At 31.5% G+C, this 23,618-nt stretch carries 19 protein-coding genes; 8 read left to right on the top strand and 11 right to left on the bottom strand.

All coding sequences use genetic code 11. The features are described 5' to 3' along the window. Window positions 1-41 precede the first annotated feature (41 nt). The 5 genes from H0I23_RS10870 to H0I23_RS10850 all read right to left on the bottom strand — a co-directional run bounded on the left by H0I23_RS10870 (window position 42) and on the right by H0I23_RS10850 (window position 9,222). A complete protein-coding gene (locus tag H0I23_RS10870) occupies window positions 42-1,052 on the bottom strand; it encodes a transglutaminase domain-containing protein (RefSeq protein ID WP_216783328.1) in 1,011 nt (336 codons plus the stop codon). Window positions 1,053-1,055: 3 nt separating this feature from the next. Then, entirely contained in the window at window positions 1,056-1,784 is a 729-nt protein-coding gene (locus tag H0I23_RS10865) for a carboxypeptidase-like regulatory domain-containing protein (protein ID WP_216783327.1), read from the bottom strand. Between the two features lie 131 nt (window positions 1,785-1,915). Then, window positions 1,916-7,972 carry an alpha-2-macroglobulin gene (locus H0I23_RS10860; protein WP_216783326.1) on the bottom strand — a complete coding sequence of 2,019 codons (6,057 nt, stop codon included), beginning with the start codon at window positions 7,970-7,972 and terminating at the stop codon, window positions 1,916-1,918. Window positions 7,973-8,110: 138 nt separating this feature from the next. Further along, entirely contained in the window at window positions 8,111-8,896 is a 786-nt protein-coding gene (locus tag H0I23_RS10855; RefSeq protein ID WP_216783325.1) for an SDR family oxidoreductase, read from the bottom strand. Window positions 8,897-8,904: 8 nt separating this feature from the next. Beyond that, window positions 8,905-9,222, bottom strand: coding sequence for a cupin domain-containing protein (locus H0I23_RS10850; RefSeq protein ID WP_216783324.1), 318 nt, complete (start codon window positions 9,220-9,222; stop codon window positions 8,905-8,907). A gap of 381 nt (window positions 9,223-9,603) precedes the next feature. Between H0I23_RS10850 and murC the strand changes: the two genes are divergently transcribed. Next, entirely contained in the window at window positions 9,604-10,965 is a 1,362-nt protein-coding gene (murC, locus tag H0I23_RS10845) for a UDP-N-acetylmuramate--L-alanine ligase (RefSeq protein ID WP_216783323.1), read from the top strand. 42 nt (window positions 10,966-11,007) lie between these two features. Here murC and H0I23_RS10840 read toward each other — a convergent pair whose 3' ends face one another. Beyond that, window positions 11,008-11,448, bottom strand: coding sequence for a DUF1569 domain-containing protein (locus H0I23_RS10840; RefSeq protein WP_216783322.1), 441 nt, complete (start codon window positions 11,446-11,448; stop codon window positions 11,008-11,010). A 62-nt stretch (window positions 11,449-11,510) separates the two neighbouring features. Between H0I23_RS10840 and radC the strand changes: the two genes are divergently transcribed. Genes radC through H0I23_RS10810 form a run of 6 tightly spaced genes read left to right on the top strand, consistent with a single transcriptional unit; the run spans window position 11,511 to window position 17,042 of the window. Continuing rightward, on the top strand, window positions 11,511-12,209 hold the full coding sequence (gene radC / locus H0I23_RS10835) for a DNA repair protein RadC (RefSeq protein WP_216783321.1): 699 nt from the start codon (window positions 11,511-11,513) through the stop codon (window positions 12,207-12,209). 8 nt (window positions 12,210-12,217) lie between these two features. Further along, on the top strand, window positions 12,218-13,513 hold the full coding sequence (locus H0I23_RS10830; protein ID WP_216783320.1) for a polysaccharide deacetylase family protein: 1,296 nt from the start codon (window positions 12,218-12,220) through the stop codon (window positions 13,511-13,513). After that, entirely contained in the window at window positions 13,506-14,195 is a 690-nt protein-coding gene (locus tag H0I23_RS10825) for a YjjG family noncanonical pyrimidine nucleotidase (protein ID WP_216783319.1), read from the top strand. The genes H0I23_RS10830 and H0I23_RS10825 overlap by 8 nt, the downstream gene beginning before the upstream one ends. A gap of 52 nt (window positions 14,196-14,247) precedes the next feature. Further along, window positions 14,248-14,784, top strand: a complete 537-nt coding sequence (locus tag H0I23_RS10820) for a hypothetical protein (RefSeq protein WP_216783318.1) — start codon at window positions 14,248-14,250, stop codon at window positions 14,782-14,784. Continuing rightward, window positions 14,781-16,229, top strand: coding sequence for a DUF5723 family protein (locus H0I23_RS10815; RefSeq protein ID WP_216783317.1), 1,449 nt, complete (start codon window positions 14,781-14,783; stop codon window positions 16,227-16,229). Before H0I23_RS10820 ends, H0I23_RS10815 begins: the two co-directional genes overlap by 4 nt. A 9-nt stretch (window positions 16,230-16,238) precedes the next feature. Further along, on the top strand, window positions 16,239-17,042 hold the full coding sequence (locus tag H0I23_RS10810; protein ID WP_216783316.1) for a hypothetical protein: 804 nt from the start codon (window positions 16,239-16,241) through the stop codon (window positions 17,040-17,042). Here the strand turns inward: H0I23_RS10810 and H0I23_RS10805 are convergent. Then, a complete protein-coding gene (locus H0I23_RS10805; protein ID WP_216783315.1) occupies window positions 17,039-18,316 on the bottom strand; it encodes a replication-associated recombination protein A in 1,278 nt (425 codons plus the stop codon). The two genes, H0I23_RS10810 and H0I23_RS10805, sit on opposite strands and share 4 nt — an antisense overlap. 89 nt (window positions 18,317-18,405) lie before the next feature. Here H0I23_RS10805 and H0I23_RS10800 point away from each other — a divergent pair, with 89 nt between their 5' ends. Further along, complete coding sequence (locus H0I23_RS10800) at window positions 18,406-19,149, top strand: rhomboid family intramembrane serine protease (RefSeq protein ID WP_216783314.1); 744 nt, start codon at window positions 18,406-18,408, stop codon at window positions 19,147-19,149. A gap of 1 nt (window position 19,150) precedes the next feature. Here the strand turns inward: H0I23_RS10800 and rlmB are convergent, their stop codons facing one another. The 4 genes from rlmB to H0I23_RS10780 form a co-directional block, all read right to left on the bottom strand. Further along, window positions 19,151-19,885, bottom strand: coding sequence for a 23S rRNA (guanosine(2251)-2'-O)-methyltransferase RlmB (rlmB, locus tag H0I23_RS10795; RefSeq protein ID WP_216783313.1), 735 nt, complete (start codon window positions 19,883-19,885; stop codon window positions 19,151-19,153). A 66-nt stretch (window positions 19,886-19,951) separates the two neighbouring features. Beyond that, a complete protein-coding gene (locus H0I23_RS10790) occupies window positions 19,952-21,223 on the bottom strand; it encodes a hypothetical protein (RefSeq protein WP_216783312.1) in 1,272 nt (423 codons plus the stop codon). A 22-nt stretch (window positions 21,224-21,245) separates the two neighbouring features. Next, on the bottom strand, window positions 21,246-22,154 hold the full coding sequence (locus H0I23_RS10785) for a hypothetical protein (protein ID WP_216783311.1): 909 nt from the start codon (window positions 22,152-22,154) through the stop codon (window positions 21,246-21,248). 11 nt (window positions 22,155-22,165) lie between these two features. Further along, window positions 22,166-23,617 carry a SusD/RagB family nutrient-binding outer membrane lipoprotein gene (locus H0I23_RS10780; RefSeq protein WP_216783310.1) on the bottom strand — a complete coding sequence of 484 codons (1,452 nt, stop codon included), beginning with the start codon at window positions 23,615-23,617 and terminating at the stop codon, window positions 22,166-22,168. Between the last annotated feature and the right edge of the window lies 1 nt (window position 23,618).

Below are 23,618 nucleotides of genomic sequence, written 5' to 3'. Positions count from 1 at the left end.
AAAAGTAGCCTCTTTATTTTTTATATCTAACTAAGAATAAATTATCTTCTTTTTACTTTTACGATATGTGTCGCTATAATTTTATCTTCCCATAATATATGTACACTGTAAAACCCTGGTCTTAAAAAAGAATATTCTAAATTATAAATATCGTTATCTACAGTAATTTTTGCTTCAGTTTTGTTATTTGAATGTCCATTATTTAATAGCAGGCTGAAGTGATCAATTTCTTTTATGTCAGGCGCATTTAATTTAAAAGCTATAGTTTCTCCTCTAAAAATATCTAATTCCATTTTTGGTGAAATAGGTGTGATATTTAAACTAAAAGCATCTTTATAAATTACGGGTCCTGCTATAAAATCTTTAAATTCAGGAGTGAAAGTTGTTAATGCCCACTTTGTGTTTATTGGATAATGATTTTTTAAAAATAAATCAGGATCAGCTAAAAAATAGCCATCAAAATAATCACTTTTAAATTTAGGAAGGTTATCTTCTAAAACAATAGACCCAGCAGACCAAGTAGCATCGCACAAATACCACTTGTTATTTAGTTTTACAGCATTCCAAGAATGATTTGGTTCACTGTTTTCTGTTAGGTTTAATGTTGCTGTTCTTCCAAAACCATCAACTATTTGACAATGAATATCAGCTAAATTAGCTAATTCACGTACCAAATAAGCATAGCCAGTGCAAGCTGTTTTTTTATAATTTACAAGTCTTTCGAAAACTTTTGGAGTAAAATTATTATTCCACTCTAAAAAAGCAACTCTATCATTTGATAATTTTTTCCGTTTCTTTTTTGTCTTCAAATAAGATTCGTAATCATTTTCGATATTTGTGCTAACCCACAAATAAATTGCTCTAAATTTTTCAGTATCGGTAGTTAACTCAGCAGTTAACTTATAACTAAGTATGGGTAAGTTTTTTAAACTTTCTCCTTTTAAATTTAGAGCAATACTATCCGCTTTATGAAAATTAATATGGCTAAAATCTGACTGTTGTGCATAACCAATTTTTATAAAGATTAGTAAAAATATAAAGGCATATTTCATCCGTTAAAATATATCTCCTATTTTCTGAACTAAGTTTCTTTTTGGCTTATAAACACCTTCTATTGCAATTTCGCCCATAAGCTCTATTTGCTCAGCATTAAAAGTAATAGCAATATTTAAATTATCTGCTTTGTTATTTGTTACGGTGTGTTTTATAGTCTGGTATCCGATATAGCTAAAAACTAACTCATCTCCTTTTTTAAGAGGTTTCATGAATTCAAATTTACCATCTATATCGGTAACAACACCATCAGTAGTCCCTTTTAAAACGACAGATACGCCAGGAAGAGGTGAGTTTGTTTCGTCGATAACAACACCTTTTACTTGGTATGTAGCATCTTGGTTAATGGTATTTGAATAAGAAGATTTTCCCATTACAAGATCAGTTTGAAGATGAATGTTTGCGTTTGCTTCTTGAGCTTCCATTGTATTCATGGCACATAAAGAAAGTAGTGAAAAACTCATGGCTCCAATTCCCTTAGATATATAGTTTGTCATAGTTGATGGGGTTGAATAGTGTTTAAACTCGCCTAGCTGTGATGTGTTGAATTTACCGCAAATTCCATTTTCACTCTCACATAAATGTTTTAATACTTCCGTCTGAGGCATATTTGTAAAATCGACAACTTCTTTTTCACAAGAAGCGCAAAAGCCTCCTTTTTCAGTTTTACTAAAATTACTAAATTTTTCTGAACATGGTTTTTTTACTGAAATTTTTATTGTGTTTTTCATAATTTGTGGTTTTTATTATACCTCTAAACTAGGTGTATAGAGCGGTAATAAAAACCACGAATTAGCTAAATCTAATACTTGTTGAGTAAACGGTTACTTTCAATTAGTTTAAAAAGTATGTCTTTTATAAATTATTCGATAGTAACACGAACTCCTTCACTGTGGCTACTAAATTCAGGAGCATACATACTTTGTATAGTTGTTATGCCATTACTAAAATCTCCTGCATTATTTACACGTAAATCATACTCAAATACATAAACACCTTTAGATAAGTAATCGAAAAAGAAGTTTGTACTCGCATCTTTAGTGCTTTCGTAATACCCTAAACCATCTTGCCATTTGTAGCTTGATATTACATTTATAGGTTCAAAACCAGCAGCACGCATATCTTTCATGTGAACAAATTCCATATCTCTATCAGCTCGTAGTTCTATTCTAACACGCACTAAGTCACCAACTTTAAGAACTGTTTTTTCTGTAATTTCAGCAAGTTCTTCTCCTGTATTTGTATTCTTTTTTAAGAATAGTTTCTTCTTCAATTTTAAAGGAGTTTCTGCAGATGTTATTTTATCTAAATCTTCAAAATATTGCCAATACATTGCACCCCAGGCAATACCATTTCCTTTTTTCGAAATTTGAACATCTGCCATTTTAGGAGTTATTTCTTTTGTATCCCAAGATGTTTTATAATATCCTGTTCCGGCTTCAGCCCTAACATCTTCTAATTTAGTAGAATCTATTTTTTCTCCGCCAACTAAAACAGTCACAGCATCGGTAAGAGAAAGCCAATCACTACCTTGAAGTAGTAAAGCATACACGGCTTCTGTAGTTGCTTTTGTCGTTTTCCATTGGTTAGTTTGCTTATTTTTCAATAACCAAATCTTTAAATTATCAACAGTTTCAACATCATTTTGAATTTCAGAAAATGCCTCGATTAATAAAGATTGTGTTTCTATAGGTGCTTGATACCAGTACCAAGAGTTTGTGTTCTCTTTCCAGTACATCCCTAATTCATCATTTGTAATACTGTTTTCTTCTAAAGCATGAATAATTTTTTCAGCAGTTTTTGCATCATCCATTCTATTCATGATTAATGCTAACATGCCTTTAGAATATAAGTTTCGACTCTTCCAGTATTTTTGAATTTGCCCTTTATAATAGTCAGTTATTGTATTTACTTTTTTAGATGTTTTTACATCTTTATAAAAGCTACGCATGTATAAATAGTGAATTTGAGTATAACTCAAGTGATCATTATTTATATTTTTTGTATGCTTTTTCATGTAATTATATTCCGCCACAAAAGCATTGTCTAAATACGAAATAGCATTATTAATCATTTTCTTTTGGCTAGACTCTAATCCTGATTCAGATGATGAGGTAAGTTTGTTTAGGTGCCCCAAGCCTGTAACTATATGCTGCGTTATATATCGATTTTCTCTACCGCCAGCAAACCAAGACCATGCACCAGATGACATTTGGTTTTGTTCTAACTTACGTAAAGCAGTTGCTTGTTCACTTTTCATTTTATTCATGTTGAAAAGTAAAGCAATACGCTTTTTTTGTTCCGTTTCTGATTGTGCGTCACGTAACCAAGGGGTCTCTTGAATTATAAGTAATTTCAGTTCTTCGTTTTTTTCTAAGTTGCTTAGTAGAGCATCAGAATTAGCCCATTGGTCAAAAACCTCTTGTATTCTTGGGTTGCTGGTTGCAATATGGCTAGCTAATGCATTTGCATAATACCTAGAGAATGTTTGTTCATTACATTCGTAAGGGTATTCCATTAAGTAAGGTAATGCCTGTACGGCATACCAAGCTGGGTTAGATGTAATCTCTAAAGTTAATTTATGGTTGCTGAGTGTGGTCGAATTATTGTTTTTTAGTTTATCTAAACTAAAAGTTTTTGTTTGATTGCTACGAACCCACATTGGTAAAGATTCTGTAACCAACATTCTATTTGTTAGTACAGGTAATACGTTTTGTTCTCCATCGCTAAAATCGCCAGCTTTTGCTAAAACTTTATATTGAACAGCCTGCAAATTTTCAGGAATGGTTAATGACCATGAAACCTGAGTATTACCAACAGAGTCAACAGAAAATTCTTTCTGAATAACATTCGTTAATTTGCTAGTTATATCAATTCCTGTAACAGCATCTGTTAATACTAATTTTGCTTGCCCTTTTAAAACCTTGTCAGTTAAATTCGCAATTTTAGTACTGATGATGATTTTGTCTCCTTCACGTAAAAAACGAGGTGCATTTGGTGTTACCATTAACTCTTTTTGAGTAACGGTTTGTAAAGTGGTAGTCGCACTTTCTGCGTTTTTAGTATGGGCTAATAATTGTAGCTTCCATTTTGTTAGTGCCTCAGGTGTTGTAAAATTAAATGAAACGCTACCTTCTTTATCGGTAAGTAATTGTGGAAAAAAGAATGCATTTTCTTGAAGATTTTTACGAATTGTAATAGTATCAAAACTTGGTTCTGTAGATTTCTCTTCAGGTTTGTTTGTTAATGAATCTTTTTCTTTCTTCATTTCAGAAGAACTAGATGCTAAAGCCATTGGTGCCTCTAGTTCCATACTTACTTCTGCACTGTCTTCCATCTCCATAGATTCAACAGACATGACACCAGTTTTTTTATACATTTTTCTAGTTCTAGACACTCTATAATTATCAAAATTGAAATTGAACCAATTGAATGAATCATAATTTTGATAAACAGAAACAGTTGTACTGTCAAACCTCAAGTAATTTGAAAAATTAGTAGTCCCAAAACAGTTATTAGCATTACTATATCTACTTGAATAATACAATTGCTTATAGAGAGGATTGAAATACCATGAGTGACCTTTAAAAGCGTCAAGAGAAGCATCATACATACTTGCTAAAAGTTCAGCAGCTACTTTTTCTCCTTTGGCTCCTTTTATTTTAAACGTCCAAGTTTCATCAGTACCTGGTTGTAATTTATCACGAAAGGTAACAGTTTCTATTTCCAAATCAGTAGTTGGGTAAGGAACAGAAACTGCTACAGAGCCATAATTGAAAGAGTTGTAGGCTGAGAAACTATACGTTAAAACAAAACCCCCTAAATCACTTTCTTGTACAGGTAGTGTTATTGTTTTAGAGTTATTCGATAAATGAATAATTTTAGTATCAATAATTTCATGATTTTTTTCTATTGAAACTGTGATAGTTAAATCTTTTGCAGCAGAACTAAATTTAACTTTAGCTTCGTCCCCAATTTTATAAGAAGACTTATCTGTTGTAACATCAAACAATTGATTGTCTGCTAATGATTTATCTTTTTCACTAAATAAAGCTGTTTCTGCTTTGTCTTGTACGGTTTGTCCAAATTTATCTTTTGTTTCAATTTCTACGATGTAATTTCCTGAAAGCCATTTTTTAAGGTTAGGTAAAGAAAATTCTTTTTCTTTACCAGTATCAAATGCTGTTTCATAAGCAAGTTTTCCTTTGTCCCATTTACTAGAATCATCTTCGTTAGCATATGCTTCATTCGGGAAAAGTTCTTTGAATTTGTCTTTTCCAAAGCTATCGTAATCTGGTGCAACCCAAGGTCTATTTCTCAATACAGAAGTAGGCGCTTTTAGTTTATATATTTTTAAAGTTCCTTTTGAGGCAACAAACTGACCATTTAAATTAGAAGTGTGGATTGAAATTTTATTATCATTAGCATATTTATCAATTTTTGTAGGAATTGAAATTGACGCTGTTAATGAGTGGTAGCCTACATTTACAATAGTAGATGTACTATGTGTTTCGCCATTAACATCAGTAATATCAGCAGTAACTTCATAACTAAATGTTGGTAGGTTTTCTGGTGAGGTATTAGTGTCTGGGATTGCTTTAAAATCTAATTTAAAATTACCAGAGGAATCAGTAACTGTTTCTCCGTTTGTAATTTCTTGTGGTGTAGAATTAAAATAAGGTCTATACCAATAGTACCAACGTGGGTAATGTACAATTCTACTTACTTTATATGTAACTTTTGCATCTGTAATTAAGCTGCCTGCATAAGCTTTAGCTTGTCCGACTACAGTAATTATGTCGTTTACTTTGTAAGTCTCAGTTACAGGGGTAAAAGAAGCTTCAAATTTAGGACGCTTATATTCTTCAACAGAAAAAGAAGTTCTACCATTCAAATTTATTTCGTTAGAACTTACTTGTAATTGATATGCACCTGTTAAACCAGTATTGGGGATTATAAATTCACCTGTATACGATCCGTATTCATTAGTTTTAAAATCTAGTTTTTTAACTACTTGGTAATTTGCATCTAAAAGTGAAACAGTAACATTTGTTTGTGCCTTAACTCTAGTTTCTTCATTGCTTTCAGCTATAGCAATACCTTTAAAATATAAAGGTTGGCCAGGTCTGTAAATACTTCTATCTGTAAATAAAAATGAAGAATAATTGGTGTAGTTATTTTCGTTTCTAGAATAATTAGTATTTATATAATAATCACCATAAAATGCAGTATCTCCGTTATATGCGATTTTAGCGCTAACATCTGTCCAGCTTTTGTCTATTTTTTTTATTTCAACAAAACCTTTTTCAGTAGTGATAAAAGTTTTTGTAAAGAATTTTTTATCGTAATTAATTTTATATTTAAGTTGAATTTTTGCATCTGCTAAAGGCTTTCCGGTAGTTCTGTCGATAGCTTGGAATGTATGTGTTTCACTATCTTGACTTTCGACTAAAACCGTATTTGTAACTTGAAAACTACTATATTCATATGAGTTTTCTGTGGCTTCAGAGCTAGTGGCCACAATAATATAAAAGCCATTTTCTAATTCAGGAACCAAAACTTCGATAGTATGAAGTTGATAGTCCTTTTCATCTTTTAAATTAGCGTTCCATGTTTTAGCTACTTTTAGTTTTTTAATGAATTCAATCTCTTTTTCATCATCATAAATATCTTCTAACTTTTTAAGTTCATTAGGAGAACTTTTATAAACGGAAAAATTTAGATTATCTAAATTTTTGTAGTTTACCAATAAACGCGATGGTTTATTAATCGGAACGTATTTTTCGTTTGTTATAGTAACTCTTTGCCCGAGTATACCAGCCTTAAGGTTGATGCACTTTTTAGCGCCAATACTATTAGGGTATAAATTAAAAACAGACTCACATATTTCTAATGCTTCTTTATGTTTCCACCTATGTTCTTCATTTGTTTTAGGTACATATGTATTTCCCCAGTGTTGGTATTTTTGTGCAATTTCATATAGATATAATGCAGCGTTTTCATCTTTTTTAATTCGTTCAGCAGAATTTTTTAGAATTTCAACAAAATGAATTTCTTTATTACTAAATGTAGCGTTGTCATTTATAAAATTTAAACGCTCAATATCAATTACAGTATACGCTTCAATATCAACATCGTTAGCATGAAATTTAAGTAACTCTTTGTAAATTTCTAATGCTTTAGATTGTAATGATGTTTTATCAGTAGTATCTATATTTTGTTTAGTGAATTCGTACCCTTCACATAGCATTTCAGTATTATTAATTTCAAATTTATCAGCAGGTCTAGTTATACTATTTTCATTCGTTTTATAAAATGATAAAGCAGTATGTGCTAATACATCAAAAAGGGTAGGGCGGTGTTTTTCAGAGTTTGTATACTGGTTTAAAATAACATCAAAATCAGAGATTTTTACTTTCTGCAGTTCTGTAGTATTTTCTAATGATGCATTAAAGTGAATACTTATTTCATTAAATATTGTGGTTAAATCCCAAGTTCTGAAATCTGTTTCATCTACTTTTTCTTCAGTTTTTGTTCTATTATAAAATTGATAGCTATGTTGTTGAAAAAACTTCCAATACAAATTTGCTAAATAGCTATCTAAAACGTTTTTAGTAGGGAATTCAGCTTTGCTAATTTCAGCTTTAAAATCTTCAATAATTTTGAGTTGTGCATTTTCTTCAAGCGTTAAAGCATATTTAGAACTATATAGCAGTGCTTTTACTATCTGAGGAGAATTGTTTTCTTTTTTTGCCTTATCGGCTATGCTGCTTACTATTTTTAAAGCTGATTTTGTAAGAGATTCATTTTCCAATTTTTGAACTTGAGCCCATAAATCAGAATATACTTCTTTATCATCTTGAGCGTTCATAAATTGAGAGAATAAGATTAGAGATAATACAAGTGTTGCTTTTTTCATAAGAATAAAATTACATAACAAATATGCGACTTAGCAAAGTTAAGTACAATAACAATTGAGTGAAACCCTGTTTATAGTGAGTTAGGGGTATTAAAAAGTAAACCAATAATATACCGAGCTATTAAAATTGCTTATTTATTATAGCGATTTTAATAATCCACCATCAATAGGTATGGCAGTGCCGGTAATATAAGCAGCGTTGTCAGAAGCTAAAAAGGCAACCAAATAACCATACTCTATAGGGTTACCAATACGCTTTAGAGATACTTTTTCTTCCATTTGGTTGCGTACTTCTTCTTCAGAAATTTGTAATTGTTTTGCTTTTGTAGCGTTTAGTTGTGTAATGCGCTCTGTGTCAAAATATCCAGTTAAAATACTATTTATAGTAATATTATGCTCTCCAACATCAGAAGCTAAAGATTTTCCCCACGTAACGACAGCAGCCCTAATAGTATTTGAAAGTGCTAAATAAGGTAGAGGCTCTTTTACAGAAACGGAAGCAACATTAATAACGCGTCCCCATTTATTAGAAATCATATTTTTTAAAGCAAGTTCTGTTGTAAATACAGTGGTTTTAAACAGAAGATCAAATGCATTTTGATAATCATCAAGACCTTTTTCTAATGCAGTACCTGCTTGTGGACCTTGTGTGTTATTTACTAATATATCTATAGTATTAGAGTTAAAATATGTTATTATTTTAGTTTTATAGTCTGCAAAGTTTAAATAATCAACAACGATATAACTGTGTTTCTGACTGGCATTAGTAGGTAATGTTGCTATTATGTTTTTTAGTTTGTTTTCTGATCTAGAAACTAAGGTAACACTAGCACCGCTTTCTGCTAATTGTATGGCAATTGCTTTACCTATACCATCGCTACTGCCACCAACTAAAGCTCGTTTATCTTTTAATAAAATTTTCATGTGTAGTTTTATTTATATTCTTCTCTAGTTGGACTAAAAACATCCATTAATTTGCAAGCTGTAAGTGCTTTGCCACTATGTGGAATATAAGAACCTATAACTACTAATTCACCTGGTTTGTAAATTTTGGTTTTGTTATTTAAAGTAAACTCAAAAGAACCTTCTAAAACTTGCATTACTTGCTCATTTACATGAGAATGTTCAGGAACAATAGCGCCTTCTTCAACTTCCCAAAAAGCTAAACTCATATTTTTAGTGTGTATAAGCTTACCGTGGTAACCAGGTATTATTTCTTTAGTAGATACTTCTGATAATTTAATGTCCATTTCTGTTAAAATTTAGCTCTAAGGTAAAAATAAACAATGGATTAAAATTTTTAGAAATGAGGAATGTTAATTCCATTTTACAATAATAAATTCGCACCTTCTGTTAAGCCCATGTTCTTCTTCTGAGCAAGAATCATCTGTAGGGTATTTTACAATACGTTATATTTTATTTGCAGTAATTCAATTATTTTTGATGATTAGTTGGTTAAGTCATTGGCTGAAAAATAAGGGTTTGTGTTATGAAAATGTAAATAATCTATTAAAGTGAGTTTTTAAGTTGTGAGCGTTTGATAATTTTAGACCCTATTTTATACGCAATATGGTAATCAGTTTTGAAAATAGATGAAGCAATCCCTATCTTTACAGCATAATTTAAGCTCCATGAATATACATTTTATTGCCATAGGCGGAAGCGCAATGCACAACCTAGCTTTGGCATTAAACCATAAAGGATACAAAATAACAGGAAGTGATGATGTTATTTTTGAGCCGTCTAAAACAAGACTAGCAGAAAAGGGATTATTACCAGATGATTTTGGATGGTTTCCAGAAAAAGTAACAGCTGAATTAGATGCGGTTATACTTGGTATGCATGCAAAGGCTAATAACCCAGAGTTATTAAAAGCACAAGAACTTGGATTAGATATTTTTTCATATCCAGAATTTTTATACGAGCAATCAAAAAATAAAACACGTGTTGTAATTGGTGGTAGCCATGGTAAAACTACTATTACATCTATGATTTTACATGTGCTTAATTACCATGGTAGAGATGTGGATTATATGGTAGGAGCTCAGTTAGATGGTTTTGACCGAATGGTGCATTTAACAGAAGATAACGATTTTATAATTTTAGAAGGCGACGAATATTTGTCTTCTCCGATAGATAGAAGACCTAAGTTTCATCTTTACAAACCTAATATTGCTTTGTTAAGTGGTATCGCTTGGGATCATATAAACGTATTTCCAACTTTTGATAATTACGTTGACCAGTTTCAGATTTTTGTAGATAGTATTGTAAAGGGTGGTAGCATAACCTATAATGAAGAAGATGAAAATGTGAAAAATGTTGTTGAGGGATCTGAAAATGCAATTCGAAAATTACCATATACAACACCAGAGTATAGTGTTGAAAACGGTCAAACACTTTTAGAAACTCCAGAAGGGCCAATGCCAATTGAGGTTTTCGGAAAACATAACCTTAGTAATTTATCTGGTGCAAAATGGATCTGCCAAAATATGGGTATTGATGAAGATGATTTTTATGAGGCAATTGGAACATTTAAAGGAGCATCAAAACGATTAGAGAAAATCGCAGAAGGAAAAACATGTGTGGCTTATAAAGATTTTGCACATTCACCAAGTAAGGTTGCAGCAACTACAAAAGCTGTAAAAGAGCAATTTCCAGACAGAAAATTAATAGCTTGTTTAGAATTACACACGTATAGTAGTTTTAACCCTGAGTTTTTAAAAGAATATAAAGGAGCTTTAGATTCGGCAGATTCACCAATTGTTTTCTATTTACCAGAATCAGTAGAAATTAAAAAATTAGCTCCAGTTTTAGCACCCCAAATAGCAGAAGCTTTTAAAAGAGATGATTTAAAAATTATGACAGATGCGGAAGCATTTAGAGCATATTTATATGATCAAAACCTAACTGATTCGGTTGTTCTATTAATGAGTTCTGGTAATTATGGAGGTCTAAATTTAGAAGATTTAAAAACTCACGTTGAAGAATATTAGTTTCAAAAAAAGAGCTTTATAATATTATAAAGCTCTTTTTTTTTATACTCCAAATTGAGTTAAATGATGGTCTAAATGTTTGTATTCCATTTTACCCCATTCTTCTTTTGTAAGTTTTCCAAACAATGGATGTGGATTCCATTTATTTCTTATTTTTAATTTATGGGTTTGTATAGTAAGCTGTTTTAGTATTTCAGCTTCAATTTTTAAATTTTTGTTTTCAGTGGTTTTCAATTGGGGGCTAGTTGGTAGATTTTGTCTCCAAACCTTATCATTATACATTGCTTTTTTTAAAAATAAACGAACGAATAAGTTTCCATTACCTACATTTTTATTTTCTACAGCAACTTTTAAAGGATATTGGCAGTGCCATACCATTTGCGCGACGGTCATTTTACCCCATTGCCTTTCTGACTCCTCTGTTAATAAATTAATACGGTCAATTAATTCAAGTTTAGTAGTCTCATCAAAAATAGATTTCATAAAAGTCAGATTTATTATACATGAAAATTACAATAAAAAAATTAGATGTTTATCTTTAGAGAATGCAAGAACATTCAAACTCCTTTTCAATTAAAGATTGGTCAGATGATGATAAGCCAAGAGAGAAGCTAATTATAAAAGGAAGATCAGCCTTATCAGATGCAGAGCTTATTGCTATATTAATTGGTTCAGGGAGTAGAAATGAAAGTGCAGTTGATTTATCTAAAAAAATATTAGCATCAGTAAATAATAATCTAAACGATTTAGGCACACTTTCTATTAAAAAACTAATGCAGTTTAAAGGTATTGGAGAAGCTAAGGCTGTGAGTATTGCAGCAGCTTTAGAAATAGGAAGAAGACGTAGAGGAGGAGATGTTCAGAAAATTACAAAGATAACCAGTAGTAAAAGTGTTTTTGATTTACTACAACCTAAATTGGGAGAGTTACCGCATGAAGAGTTTTGGATTGTATATTTGAATAACTCAAATAAAGTATTACAACAATCACAACAAAGTAAAGGCTCTATAACAGGTACTTTAGTTGATGTTCGTTTAATAATGAAAGAAGCTTTGGAGTGTGGAGCCGTTGCAATGATTTTATCTCACAATCACCCATCAGGTACATTAAAGCCAAGTGAGGCTGATAAACAAATAACACAGAAGATAAAAAAGGCGGCTGAAGGGTTAGATATAAAAGTTTTAGATCATGTGATTATTACCCAGTCAGATTACTTTAGCTTTGCAGATGAAAATATTCTTTAAATTTAATTATGCTATTAATTTACACCCATAAAATAACGCCTAGATTTAGTTTTGTAATGAAACAGATTTTTGAGCGTATTTTGGGTTTAGAAATTCAATTTACGGCTAAAGTTGAAGACTTTATAAAGCATTCTGGTGCAAAAATCACATATACCAAGTTACCGTTACAGAATGAGTTTTTTATACGAAGCAATGATCTTTTGTTTGAGCAGGGTATAAATGAAATAGAGATAAAGATTAGCGAATGGGAAGGGGTTCCATGTTTTTTTAATGCAGGTGACAGAAGTACTATACCTTTTGATATATTTTCGGCAAGCTTTTATTTGCTGAGTAGGTATGAAGAATATGTGCCACATGTAAAAGACACACATGGTCGTTTTCCGCCAATGGAAAGTTTGGCATATAAAAAAGGTTTTTTAGAGAAGCCTTTAGTTGATATTTGGGCACACAAACTCTTAGAACAACTTAAAGAAAAATTTCCTGATTTAGAATCAAAAAAGAATAGTTACAACTATACATCAGTGATAGATGTGACGTCGTCTCATTGCTTTGCAAATAGGGGTATTGTTAGGGGTTTGTCAGGTTTAGTGTTAGATATAACATCATTAAAACTTAAAAGAGTATTTAAAAGAATAGAAGTTTGGTTTAATTCAGAAAAAGATCCTTACAATAATTTTAGTTGGTTGATAGAAAATCATAAAAAATTTAAAATTAAGAGTATGTTCTTTTTTCAATTTGCAGATTACTCAACATTTGATAAAAATGTTTCTATCTATAATAATAACTTTAAATACTTAATTAAGTCGGTATCTGATTACAGTATTGTTTCTTTATGCGCATCATATAGTTCTTTTCAGGATATATCAATTTTGAAAAAAGAAAAAAAGAATCTTTCAAATGTTATTAATAGATCGGTAAGTTCTTCAAGATTAAGATATAACAGAGTAGATGTCCCTTCAACATACCGAAATTTAGTAGAAGCAGAATTTACAGACGACTATACAATGGGTTACACCCATGAAATAGGTTTTAGAGCGAGTACATGCACGCCGTATTACTTTTATGATATAAATTTGGAATTGCAACAACCTGTTAAGGTACATCCATTTGCAATTCATGATTACGCTTTTTTAAAATTAAAGAATAATCAAGAAATTGAAGAGAAAGTAGCAAAGGTATATAACGAAGTTAAAAAAGTAAATGGTAGTTTTGTAACTGTTTTTTCTAATGAATTATTTGGAGAGAAATCTAAAATATCATGGAAAAAACTTTACCAACATATTTTGAAAAATTATAATGTATAAAGAACATATAACAGATATTTTTTTTGATTTAGATCATACGCTTTGGGACTTTGAAAAAAATTCAGAACTTACTTTCGATAAAATTTTAAAGCTAAATGCTATAGATATAAGCTTATCCGATTTTCTAAGAGTTTATGTTCCAAATAATTTATTGTTTTGGAAAATGTTTAGAGAAGAAAAAATTTCAAAATCTGAGTTGAGGTATCAACGTTTGAAAACAACGTTTGATGCATTGAATTATCAGGTTCAAGATGATGTAATAAATAAATTAGCAGAAGATTATATTGATAATTTATCATCATTTAATTACTTGTTCCCAAACGCAATAGATATTTTAGATTATTTAAAACCAAATTATAAATTACATATTATAACTAATGGTTTTAAAGAAGTGCAAAATAAAAAAATTGAGAATTCTAATATTGCAGATTACTTTGTTCATGTTATTGATTCAGAAATGGCAGGAGTTAAAAAACCAAATCCTGTTATATTTAAGTTGGCACTTGATAAAGCTGGGGTTTTGCCTGAAAATGCTTTAATGATTGGCGATAGTTTTGAAGCTGATATTTTAGGAGCTAAGGCCTGTGGTATGAGTGCTTTACATTTTAATGCTCATAATGAAAAAAGGCATGACATTTGTAATATGATTATTGATTTAAATGAAATAAAAGAATATTTATAAAAGTTTACACAGCTGGAATCTGTGTAATTATATATGAAAATTTGATATGAAAATGAGAAAATATATAATAGGGTTATTAACCATAATACTATGTAGCTTAGCTATTTCTTGTGCAGATGAGTTGGTAGATGAAAGCGTAAGTAGCGTGTTTAGACCTACAGTTACAGGCAGTATTCTTTATTTAGAAACCCCTGAAGACCTTTTGAATGCAACAACAATTAATACGTATACACAAACGGTAAATTTTGATGCATTTGAAGTTGATTTTTTCTCAGGGAGGGTGCTTTCTGGTACAATTACTTATGAGTTGATAAATACCACTAGCAAAGAATTAGATGTTTTAATAGAATTTTTAGATGAAGATGGAAATTTTTTAGGAAATGAATCCTTTAATTTAGAAGAAAATGAAACAGAGATTAGAGAGGCTATATACGGTCCTGGTGGTGAAAGTATAGAAATAATTAAAAATTTATCACAAATACGCTTGACCTTTACAAACAATAGCGGGAATGTAAGTACATCTAGTAATCCAGATCCAAAGGTTATTTTAAAATCAAAAGGAGAGTTTAAGATTCAATTAATAAAATGAGAATATTCTATATTTTAATAGTATCATTATTTTTGTTTAACACTGCATTATCAGCACAGAACAAACAATTATTATATGATTTTGAAGAGGTACCTCAATCTCTGTTGTTAAACCCAGGTATGACAACTAGTTATAAATGGCATTCTAGTGTGCCACTTTTAGGTGGTTTTTCATTTCAGGTTGGAAACACAGGGGCTACACCAACCGATTTATTTTTAGATGATGGCGTACTTTACGATACAAAATTCCGTGAGAAGGTTGTATACGGTATGGATAATAAAGATGAGCTGAGTGGTAATATTCAGGTTGAAATATTGAATGGAGGTTTTAGAGGTAAAAATTCTGATAACTATTATTCTTTTGGTATTTATACAGAAATAGAAGGTATTGGTTATTATCCGCAAGACATTGTAACATTAGCATATGAGGGTAATGCGAATTTGATAAATGAAAAATTTGATTTTAATGATATAAAACTTAGAGGTGAGGCAGTAAATGTCTTTCATTTCGGAGTTAATAAAAAAGTGTCAAGAGATTTAACCCTCGGAGTTAGAGCTAAATTATATTCTAGTTTATTTAATGTAACATCAACTAGTAATAGAGGTTATTTTACAACAACAGAAGGTGATAATAATTTAATACGAAATACGATAGTTGCTGATATTGAATTACAAACTTCAGGAGTCTACGATTTAAAAGATATTATTGAAGATGATAATATAAGTAACGGACCGGCTATTTCTGAAATTTTATCTAAAAGAGCGTTCTTGGGTGGTAACTTAGGTGTTGGTTTCGATCTTGGGTTTACGTATCACTTAAATGAACAAACAAAAATTACAGGTAGTTTGTTAGATATAGGTTTTATATACCATAATAAAGATGTTCGTACATATAGCCTTAAAGGTTCGGCAAGTGTTGAAGGCTTAGAATATATTTTGCCAAGAGATTTAGGTGTTGTAGGGCAAGATCAATGGCAGAGTCTTGTTGATGATATACGAGATATGGTACCTTACGAAGTTACAAGTGAAAATTATCTAACATTCAGACCAACGAAATTGAATGCTTCAATTAGACATGATTTTGGTGATGAGATTGATTCTAGGCAAGATTGTAATTGTTCTACGCGTCCAGGTGGAAGCAAAATAACAAAGGCTTATAAGAATAGTGTTGGAGGACACCTATACGCTATTAATAGACCTAGAGGTCCACAAACAGCGTTAACAGCTTTTTATCAGCATAGATTTGGTAATGTAATGAGTGTAAAAACAACTTATACTGTTGATAAATTTTCATATACAAATATTGGTTTAGGAGCTAGTATACAAGCAGGTCCAGTAAATATGTATATTATGGCAGATAACTTAATAGGCTACGCTAATATTACAGATAGCCATTATTCGTCATTACAATTTGGATTAAATATTATATCTTGGGGCAAGAAATAATATTATACAATGATGAAGAAAATATTGCTAATACTTTTAATAGGATTCCTATCTAACACTTACGGACAAACAGAATTAAACGACTACAAGTATATTATTGTTCCGAAACAATTTGATGCTTTTAAGCAACAAAACCAGTATAAAACTAGTACGCTTGTAAAGCATCTACTTACTGAAAAGGGGTTTAATGTAATTTATGATGATCAGTTACCAGCAGAATTAAGTAATAATAGATGCATGGGTTTAACGGCAAATCTATTAGATAATTCAAACATGTTTACAACAAAAACAAGTGTTGTTTTTAAAGATTGTAACTCAAAAGAGATTTTTATATTAAAAGAAGGAGTAAGCAAGCAAAAAGAATTTGATTTATCGTATGCAGAGTCTATTAATAAATCTTTTGAAACGATATCAAGTTATGCCTATGTTTATAATAAAAAAGCATCAGAACCAATTACAATATCTTATAAGAATGATGTTAAGAAATTAGAAGAAAACACTCAAACTTCAAATGTTCAAGAAGTTATAGTTGAAGAAGTAGAAAAAATTTCACCTGCTATAGCAACTAGTACTACAACTCCCAACACAGATTCAAATATTTTTTATGCTCAAAGTATTGAAAATGGATATCAGTTGGTAGATAGTACTCCCAAAATAGTAATGAAAATGTTTAAAACCTCTCAGCAAAATATTTTTATTGGAGAAGAGGAAAGTGGTGCATCAGGCTTGCTATATTCTAAAAATAATCAATGGTATTTTGAATATTATTTAGAAGGAAAACTTTTATTGAAAACATTAAACATTAAATTTTAAAGATCATATTTATCTTTCCATCTATTTTTCAAAAAATCTTTTATAGCATTTTCACGTTGGTTTTGATTAGGCTTATAAAATGATTTCCCTGATATTTCTTCAGGTAAAAATTCGGCTTCTACAAAATTATTTTGGTAGTCATGGGCGTATTTATATTCTGCCCCGTAACCTAAGTCTTTCATTAGCTTTGTGGGAGCATTTCTTAGAGCTAATGGTATAGATAGGTCTCCAGTTTCTGAAACCGTCTTTAAGGCTCTGTTAATTGCCATGTAACTACCATTGCTTTTCGGTGACGTAGCTAAATATATAGCACACTGGCTAAGTATTATTCTGGCTTCGGGGTAACCAATAGTGGTTACAGCCTGAAAAGTTGTATTAGCCATTACTAAAGCAGTCGGATTTGCTAATCCAATATCTTCAGATGCAGAAATTAGCATTCTTCTTGCTATGAATTTTACATCTTCACCACCTTCAATCATTCTAGCTAACCAATACACTGCACCATTAGGGTCACTACCTCGAATAGACTTTATAAAGGCAGAAATAATATCATAATGCTGTTCACCAGTTTTATCATATCTAACTGTGTTTTTTTGAAGTTTTTGCATTACCAATTCATCAGTAATGATAACGGTATCCGTGCTTTGTGAATTGACTAATAATTCAAATATGTTCAATAACTTCCTTCCATCTCCACCAGATAAACGAAGTAAAGCTTCAGTTTCTTTAAGTTCAATTTTTTTAGATTTTAAGTAAGAGTCTTCACTCATGGCTCTTTTTAAAAGAGCAATAAGGTCATCTTTTCCAAAATCGTTTAATACGTAAACTTGACAACGAGATAATAATGCGGGTATGACTTCAAAACTTGGGTTTTCTGTAGTAGCTCCAATTAAAGTAACCCATCCTTTTTCAACAGCAGCAAGTAAAGAATCTTGCTGAGATTTACTGAATCTATGAATCTCATCAATGAACAGAATAGGGTTTTTGGAGGTAAATAAACCTCCACTTTGTTTTGCTTTATCAATAACTTCTCTAATATCTTTTACGCCACTATTAATGGCGCTAAGTGTATAAAAAGGTCTATTACTTTCCTTAGCAATTATATTAGCTAAGGTTGTCTTACCAGTTCCAGGAGGTCCCCATAAAATTAAAGAAGGAATTATACCTTTTTTAATTTGATGTGTTAAAGACCCGTTATCACCTACCAAATGAAGCTGACTAATATAATCTTCTAGATTTTTTGGACGTACTCTTTCTGCAAGTGGTTCATTCATATTACAAAAATACTAATTCTATGAATGACAATTTATCATGTTTTGTAATTCTGGTAGTGTTTTTGAATTCTATTTTATAAATTGGTTATATGCAAGAGGATAAGTTTTTTAAATTTTCAAATACGGTAATCCTTGTGCCAATACTTTTTGTGCTTTCTATTTGGATTGTTTTTCTTATTGAAATTCGATTAGGTATAAATTTGAATTCGTATGGTGTGATGCCGAGAAAATTATCTGGTTTAAAAGGGATTTTATTTAGCCCTTTTATTCACGGTTCTGCGCAGCATTTGTTTAATAACACTGTCCCATTAGCAGTACTTACAAGCTCTCTATTTTATTTCTATAAAAAAATAGCTTTCAGAGTGCTTATTTATGGTGTTTTACTCTCTGGTTTTTTAACATGGTGTATCGGTAGAGAATCTTTTCATATAGGAGCCAGTGGTGTTATCTATGTACTTGCTAGCTTTATATTTTTTAAAGGGATTTTTACAAAATATTACAGATTGGTAGCGCTGTCTTTAATTGTGGTTTTTGTCTATGGAAGCTTAATTTGGTATATTTTCCCAATTGAAGAAAATATATCATGGGAAGGACATTTAGCTGGTTTTTTGACGGGTTTGTTGTTTGCTTCAATTTTTAAAATGTCGCTACCAATACAAAAAAAGTACGATTGGGAGAGAGATGATTTTAATGAAGAAGATGATGAGTTTCTTCAGCATTTTGACGCTGATGGTAATTTTATAGAAAAATCGCCTGAAATTGAAAGCCAGGATGAGATTCTATATAATTACGTTTTTAAACCAGAAATTAAACCTACAGATAAAAAAGATTAAATTAACTTCTCTGTCTTACTGTTTCGTATAAAAATACACCACAAGCAACAGAAACATTTAAAGATCCGATTTCACCTAGCAAGGGTAGTTTTGCTTTGGCATCTACAGCTTTAAGGATAGAAGGGGAGATACCAACATCTTCAGCACCCATAATAATGGCGCAACCTTCTTTGAAAGAAACATCATAAATTGAAGATTCTGTTTTTTCAGTAGCAGCTATAATTTTTATTCCAGAAGATTGTAAAAAATACACAGCATCTTTTAAGTGGTCAACTTTTGCTATAGGAACTTTGAAAGCAGCACCTGCAGAAGTTTTTATAGTATCACCGGTAACAGGAGCTGTACCTTTTTTTTGTATAATAATACCATCAACACCAGTACATTCAGCTGTTCTTATTATTGCACCGAAGTTTCTAACATCAGATAATTGATCTAAAAGTAAAAATAAAGGAGTTTCTTTTTTAGCAATTACACCTTCAACAAGTTCTTCTAATTCATAAAAACGAATTGGAGAAATGTTGGCTATTACACCTTGGTGATTATTCCTAGTTAATTTATTTAATTTTTCAATAGGTACATATGAAGAGTTAATTCCATTTTTACGAATAACAGTTTCTAGTTCCTTGAATAAGTCACCTTTTAGGCCTTTTTGAATAAAAACTTTATCAATTGGCTTCTCAGCTTTAATTGCTTCAATTATTGCTCTTATACCGTAAATTTGGGTTGTATTTTCCATTGGGGTAAAGGTATAAAAAAAGGCTAGTTAATTAACTAGCCTTTCTTTTATTTAATACTATTTGTTTTAATCAACAGTAATGTTTTCAGAAAACTCTCCTGGTCCGTAATCTTGTTCAGTATACGATATTCCAGCTTGAATAAAGTCGTAAACAATAGACATTCCTCCAGAACAAGGGTTTAATGTACCCGTTGCACTTAAGTTGTAATCGTCTTGAATAGCACCATTATAAGTTGTAGTTAAATAATAAGCCTCATCGATAGTAAATTCACCAGTTTCAACATTCACTGTAACAGGTAATACTTCTTGATTAGTTACTATTTCTCCCCAATAATCTAACATCCATCCAAGTCCCATTCCTGTGATTTGAAGTTGTCCATTAATATCTAAAGAAGTTATCACTTGCGTTTCATATCCAAACGAATCTGTACCAGACCAAGTGCCAACAAAAGCACTAAGATCAGTAGCAGTAACTGTCTGACCTACCTCTTCGATTTCATATGTGTTTCCGCTTTTAATAACTTTTACAAGTATAGCGTAAACAGCAGAACAAGTAGACCCAGTATTTAAAGCAGCTGGGAATGTGAAAGATTGTCCATTAATAACTCCAATTTGATCAATAGATAAAGTTAAATCTAAATCACGTACAATATCAGAAGCTTGGAAAAAATCAGCAACAACATAGTACTCACCATCAGGAGTATCAGCTCCTAACGTTAATGTTTCAAAACCTGCTCCATCTTCTGATTCGATGATAGTAGTGTAAGGAGCATCTGTAACTAAAAGACGTAAATCTGCAAGATCAGTAGCTTCTATTTCTTCACCAAAGCTGTTAGTAGCAATTTCTGATGCAGCCCATGATAAGTTAGCCATTAAATCACCTGTTGTTAAATTGGCAATGTTAAATGTTACAGTTGTAGAGTTTACAGTTGCATTTGCTGTTCTTACTCCTGCACCAATAGTAATTACTGCAGTTTCTAAATCTTCAATTACATCATCTTCTAAAATTGAAATTACTCCTGTAGTAGAATTTGAATTTGCTGGAATAATTACACTATCTGGCATGTCGTAATCTTCACCAAGAGTAGCATCTCCACCTGTTTGGCTTAAATAGACTTTTACATCGACTATCTGAGGCTCACTTAATGAAACCGTAAAAGTATAGTCTATATTTTGCTCTATTAATGTAGTAGAATTTTCGAAAGATAACGCTACGCTCACTGTTGGATCTGTAGGAACCAATGTACTTTGATCAACATTTTGGTCGTCATCACAACTCACTAACGTGAAAGCTGTAATTGCCAAGCCCAAAGTATATTTTAAAAATTTATTTTTCATTTTTGTATTTTTTGGATATTAATTAGTCAACCTTTTTCACCAATTTCTCGTAAAATTCTCTTGTAGCACCTACGCCTCTAAAGTATCCTGTCGTAAATTGTAATTGATCTTCACCATTTACATCATCAGGTGTTGCTAGGTTAGTAGTATCATCACAAATAAGACTTTCGAAAGCATTAGCTCCAGCACATGTCATTATTGGAGAATCATTAAGTAAAACAGCATTTCCTTCAGGGTCTGTTGGTAAAATAGTGATAACGCCTGTTTCATTATTAACAGTAAAATAGTATTCGTTTTCAGGGAAGGCACCTAAACCTACATGTCTGTAAATTGAAGCATCAACAGATTCAATAATTACTTCATCTCCATTCCATCCACCTTGACTACTTCCAGAATTCCAATAAGCACTTTCAACAACGGTATAAACACCTGCGTATCTAGTACCAACAGCAACCTTAGTTATTACTGAATTTTCATGAACAGTGCCTTCTGATGTTGTTGCAACATACTTAAGTGTCCAGAAATCTCCAATATTCAATGATGAATCTGTTGCTGGTAGCGGAGCACCTTCAAGAGTTAAATCACTAGCTAAATCTTCATAAGTGAAACTAAAGCTGTAAGGCACTGTAGCGCCACTGTTTTGCTCAATATCTAATGAAGTTAACAATACTTCATTACTAACAGCATCAGTTGTACTGAATGATTTATATACATCAATCTTAGTTGTAGATACATCACCTTGATAAACACTTCCAGTTGAAGTGTAAGTCCCATCAGAGCCAGCAACATAAGATATTGCCTGATTGTTTACAGTTAACAAACCACCAACAGCTTCAGGAACTATAGATTCATTTTTTTCTAAGTCATTATCGCATGATTGTACGAAACAAGCTAGAAATAAAATTAAGGTTAAAAATTTTATATTTTTCATTTCTGTTTTTTTTAATTGTTATCCCACCAAACTGGGGTTGTTAATGCATCTGGACCTTGACTTGAAACCGCAGCATCATAATTAGTTCCGTTTAATGATGATTCTAAATTTGGATAAGTAAATCTTACAGGTATAGAGCCTAATGTACTTCCTATTGCTGGAGTTAATTCAGGAACACCTGTTCTTCTCCATTCAATCCATGTTTCCATTCCTTGTCCGTAAAGAGCAACCCATTTCTGTAAAGCAATTTTTTCTATTGCAGCAGTTGTAGTATAAGTTACTGAACCTTGAGCTACATAAGTGTCGAAAGAATCTTCAACTCCATTTTCTGCTAAAGAAGATCTTATACCAGCTAAATAGTAAGCTTCAGCAGCAGCATCTCCTCCGCTGATAAATCCTTTTTTAGCAGCTTCTGCTAATAAAAATTGTAATTCAGTATAAGAAACAAAGTAACCAGGAGCTGTTGGATCTAAGTACTTAGCGCCAATATCAGAAACATTAGTGTAACCAAATTCATCACTTGGTAAATCTAATAATCCAGAAGGTTTTCCTCTGTATTCATCGTCATCATTAAGTTCCGCATAAACAGCAAGTCTAGCATCTGTAATAGCATTAGTACCATCCATATACTCAACTAAAACTTGATTTATTTTATATTCACCTCTACCACCAAAATCTACTGTTTCGAATAATGGATTTGCACTAGGATCTGCTTCTAAATATGGAAATTTAGCTTCATCATCTCTTGAAGTGAATAAGTTACCACTATTAACTAATTGTTGTAATTGACTAGAAACATCAACTACACCAGATTGGCGCATTAAAGCTCTAAATTTTAATGAGGCAGCAAACTTGATCCAAGAAGATTTATTACCAGAATAAATTAAATCTTGACTTGAACTGATTTCATCTGAACTTGAAGAAAGTAATGCTATAGCTTGATCTAAGAAAGCTATTGATCCAGCATAAACAACTTCTTGTTCATCGTAAGCAGCTAAGGTATTACCTTCTTCAGCTGATAAAGCTTCAGTAAATGGAACATCACCAAATAAATCGGTTAACATTAAAAAACCATAAGCTTGCATCACTAAAGCTACACCTTGAATAGCGGTATTGTCTTGCTCTATAGCTAAGTCAGCCATTTTTTTACCATCAGAGGCTGTAACTACATAGAAATTATTCCAAGCACCTAGGATTGTACCTTCTCTTGGTATGTAACGCATTTCGTCATTATACTGAACTTTAGCCATTTGTTGTGCCCATCCTGCTCCTTGGTCAATTGAAGCTTGAACAGAATATAGTGCATTTGCTGTATTGAACAAAAGATTACCTAACAATAAATCTGCAGGAACTTCTGTAGGGTCGTTAGGGTTTAAGTTAACTTCTTCGAAATCCCTATCACAACCTACGAAGAATGTGAGTAGAGTACAAAGAACTACAAGTATTATACTTTTATTTTTCATA

Source organism: Cellulophaga sp. HaHaR_3_176 (genome assembly GCF_019021925.1).
In the GTDB taxonomy this organism is placed as follows: Bacteria; Bacteroidota; Bacteroidia; order Flavobacteriales; family Flavobacteriaceae; genus Cellulophaga.
This window is presented reverse-complemented; position numbering and strand designations above follow the sequence as displayed.

Bases quoted from the DNA above. Each gene is read 5' to 3' on its own strand.
- H0I23_RS10855 (WP_216783325.1), bottom strand. From the start codon at position 8,896: ATGAAAATTTTATTAAAAGATAAACGAGCTTTAGTTGGTGGCAGTAGC.
- H0I23_RS10790 (WP_216783312.1), bottom strand. From the start codon at position 21,223: ATGAAAAATAAATTTTTAAAATATACTTTGGGCTTGGCAATTACAGCT.
- H0I23_RS10870 (WP_216783328.1), bottom strand. From the start codon at position 1,052: ATGAAATATGCCTTTATATTTTTACTAATCTTTATAAAAATTGGTTAT.
- H0I23_RS10815 (WP_216783317.1), top strand. From the start codon at position 14,781: ATGAGAATATTCTATATTTTAATAGTATCATTATTTTTGTTTAACACT.
- H0I23_RS10860 (WP_216783326.1), bottom strand. From the start codon at position 7,972: ATGAAAAAAGCAACACTTGTATTATCTCTAATCTTATTCTCTCAATTT.
- H0I23_RS10785 (WP_216783311.1), bottom strand. From the start codon at position 22,154: ATGAAAAATATAAAATTTTTAACCTTAATTTTATTTCTAGCTTGTTTC.
- rlmB (WP_216783313.1), bottom strand. From the start codon at position 19,885: ATGGAAAATACAACCCAAATTTACGGTATAAGAGCAATAATTGAAGCA.
- murC (WP_216783323.1), top strand. From the start codon at position 9,604: ATGAATATACATTTTATTGCCATAGGCGGAAGCGCAATGCACAACCTA.
- H0I23_RS10840 (WP_216783322.1), bottom strand. From the start codon at position 11,448: ATGAAATCTATTTTTGATGAGACTACTAAACTTGAATTAATTGACCGT.
- H0I23_RS10820 (WP_216783318.1), top strand. From the start codon at position 14,248: ATGAGAAAATATATAATAGGGTTATTAACCATAATACTATGTAGCTTA.
- H0I23_RS10850 (WP_216783324.1), bottom strand. From the start codon at position 9,222: ATGGACATTAAATTATCAGAAGTATCTACTAAAGAAATAATACCTGGT.
- H0I23_RS10780 (WP_216783310.1), bottom strand. From the start codon at position 23,617: ATGAAAAATAAAAGTATAATACTTGTAGTTCTTTGTACTCTACTCACA.
- H0I23_RS10825 (WP_216783319.1), top strand. From the start codon at position 13,506: ATGTATAAAGAACATATAACAGATATTTTTTTTGATTTAGATCATACG.
- H0I23_RS10865 (WP_216783327.1), bottom strand. From the start codon at position 1,784: ATGAAAAACACAATAAAAATTTCAGTAAAAAAACCATGTTCAGAAAAA.
- H0I23_RS10830 (WP_216783320.1), top strand. From the start codon at position 12,218: ATGCTATTAATTTACACCCATAAAATAACGCCTAGATTTAGTTTTGTA.
- radC (WP_216783321.1), top strand. From the start codon at position 11,511: ATGCAAGAACATTCAAACTCCTTTTCAATTAAAGATTGGTCAGATGAT.
- H0I23_RS10800 (WP_216783314.1), top strand. From the start codon at position 18,406: ATGCAAGAGGATAAGTTTTTTAAATTTTCAAATACGGTAATCCTTGTG.
- H0I23_RS10810 (WP_216783316.1), top strand. From the start codon at position 16,239: ATGATGAAGAAAATATTGCTAATACTTTTAATAGGATTCCTATCTAAC.
- H0I23_RS10805 (WP_216783315.1), bottom strand. From the start codon at position 18,316: ATGAATGAACCACTTGCAGAAAGAGTACGTCCAAAAAATCTAGAAGAT.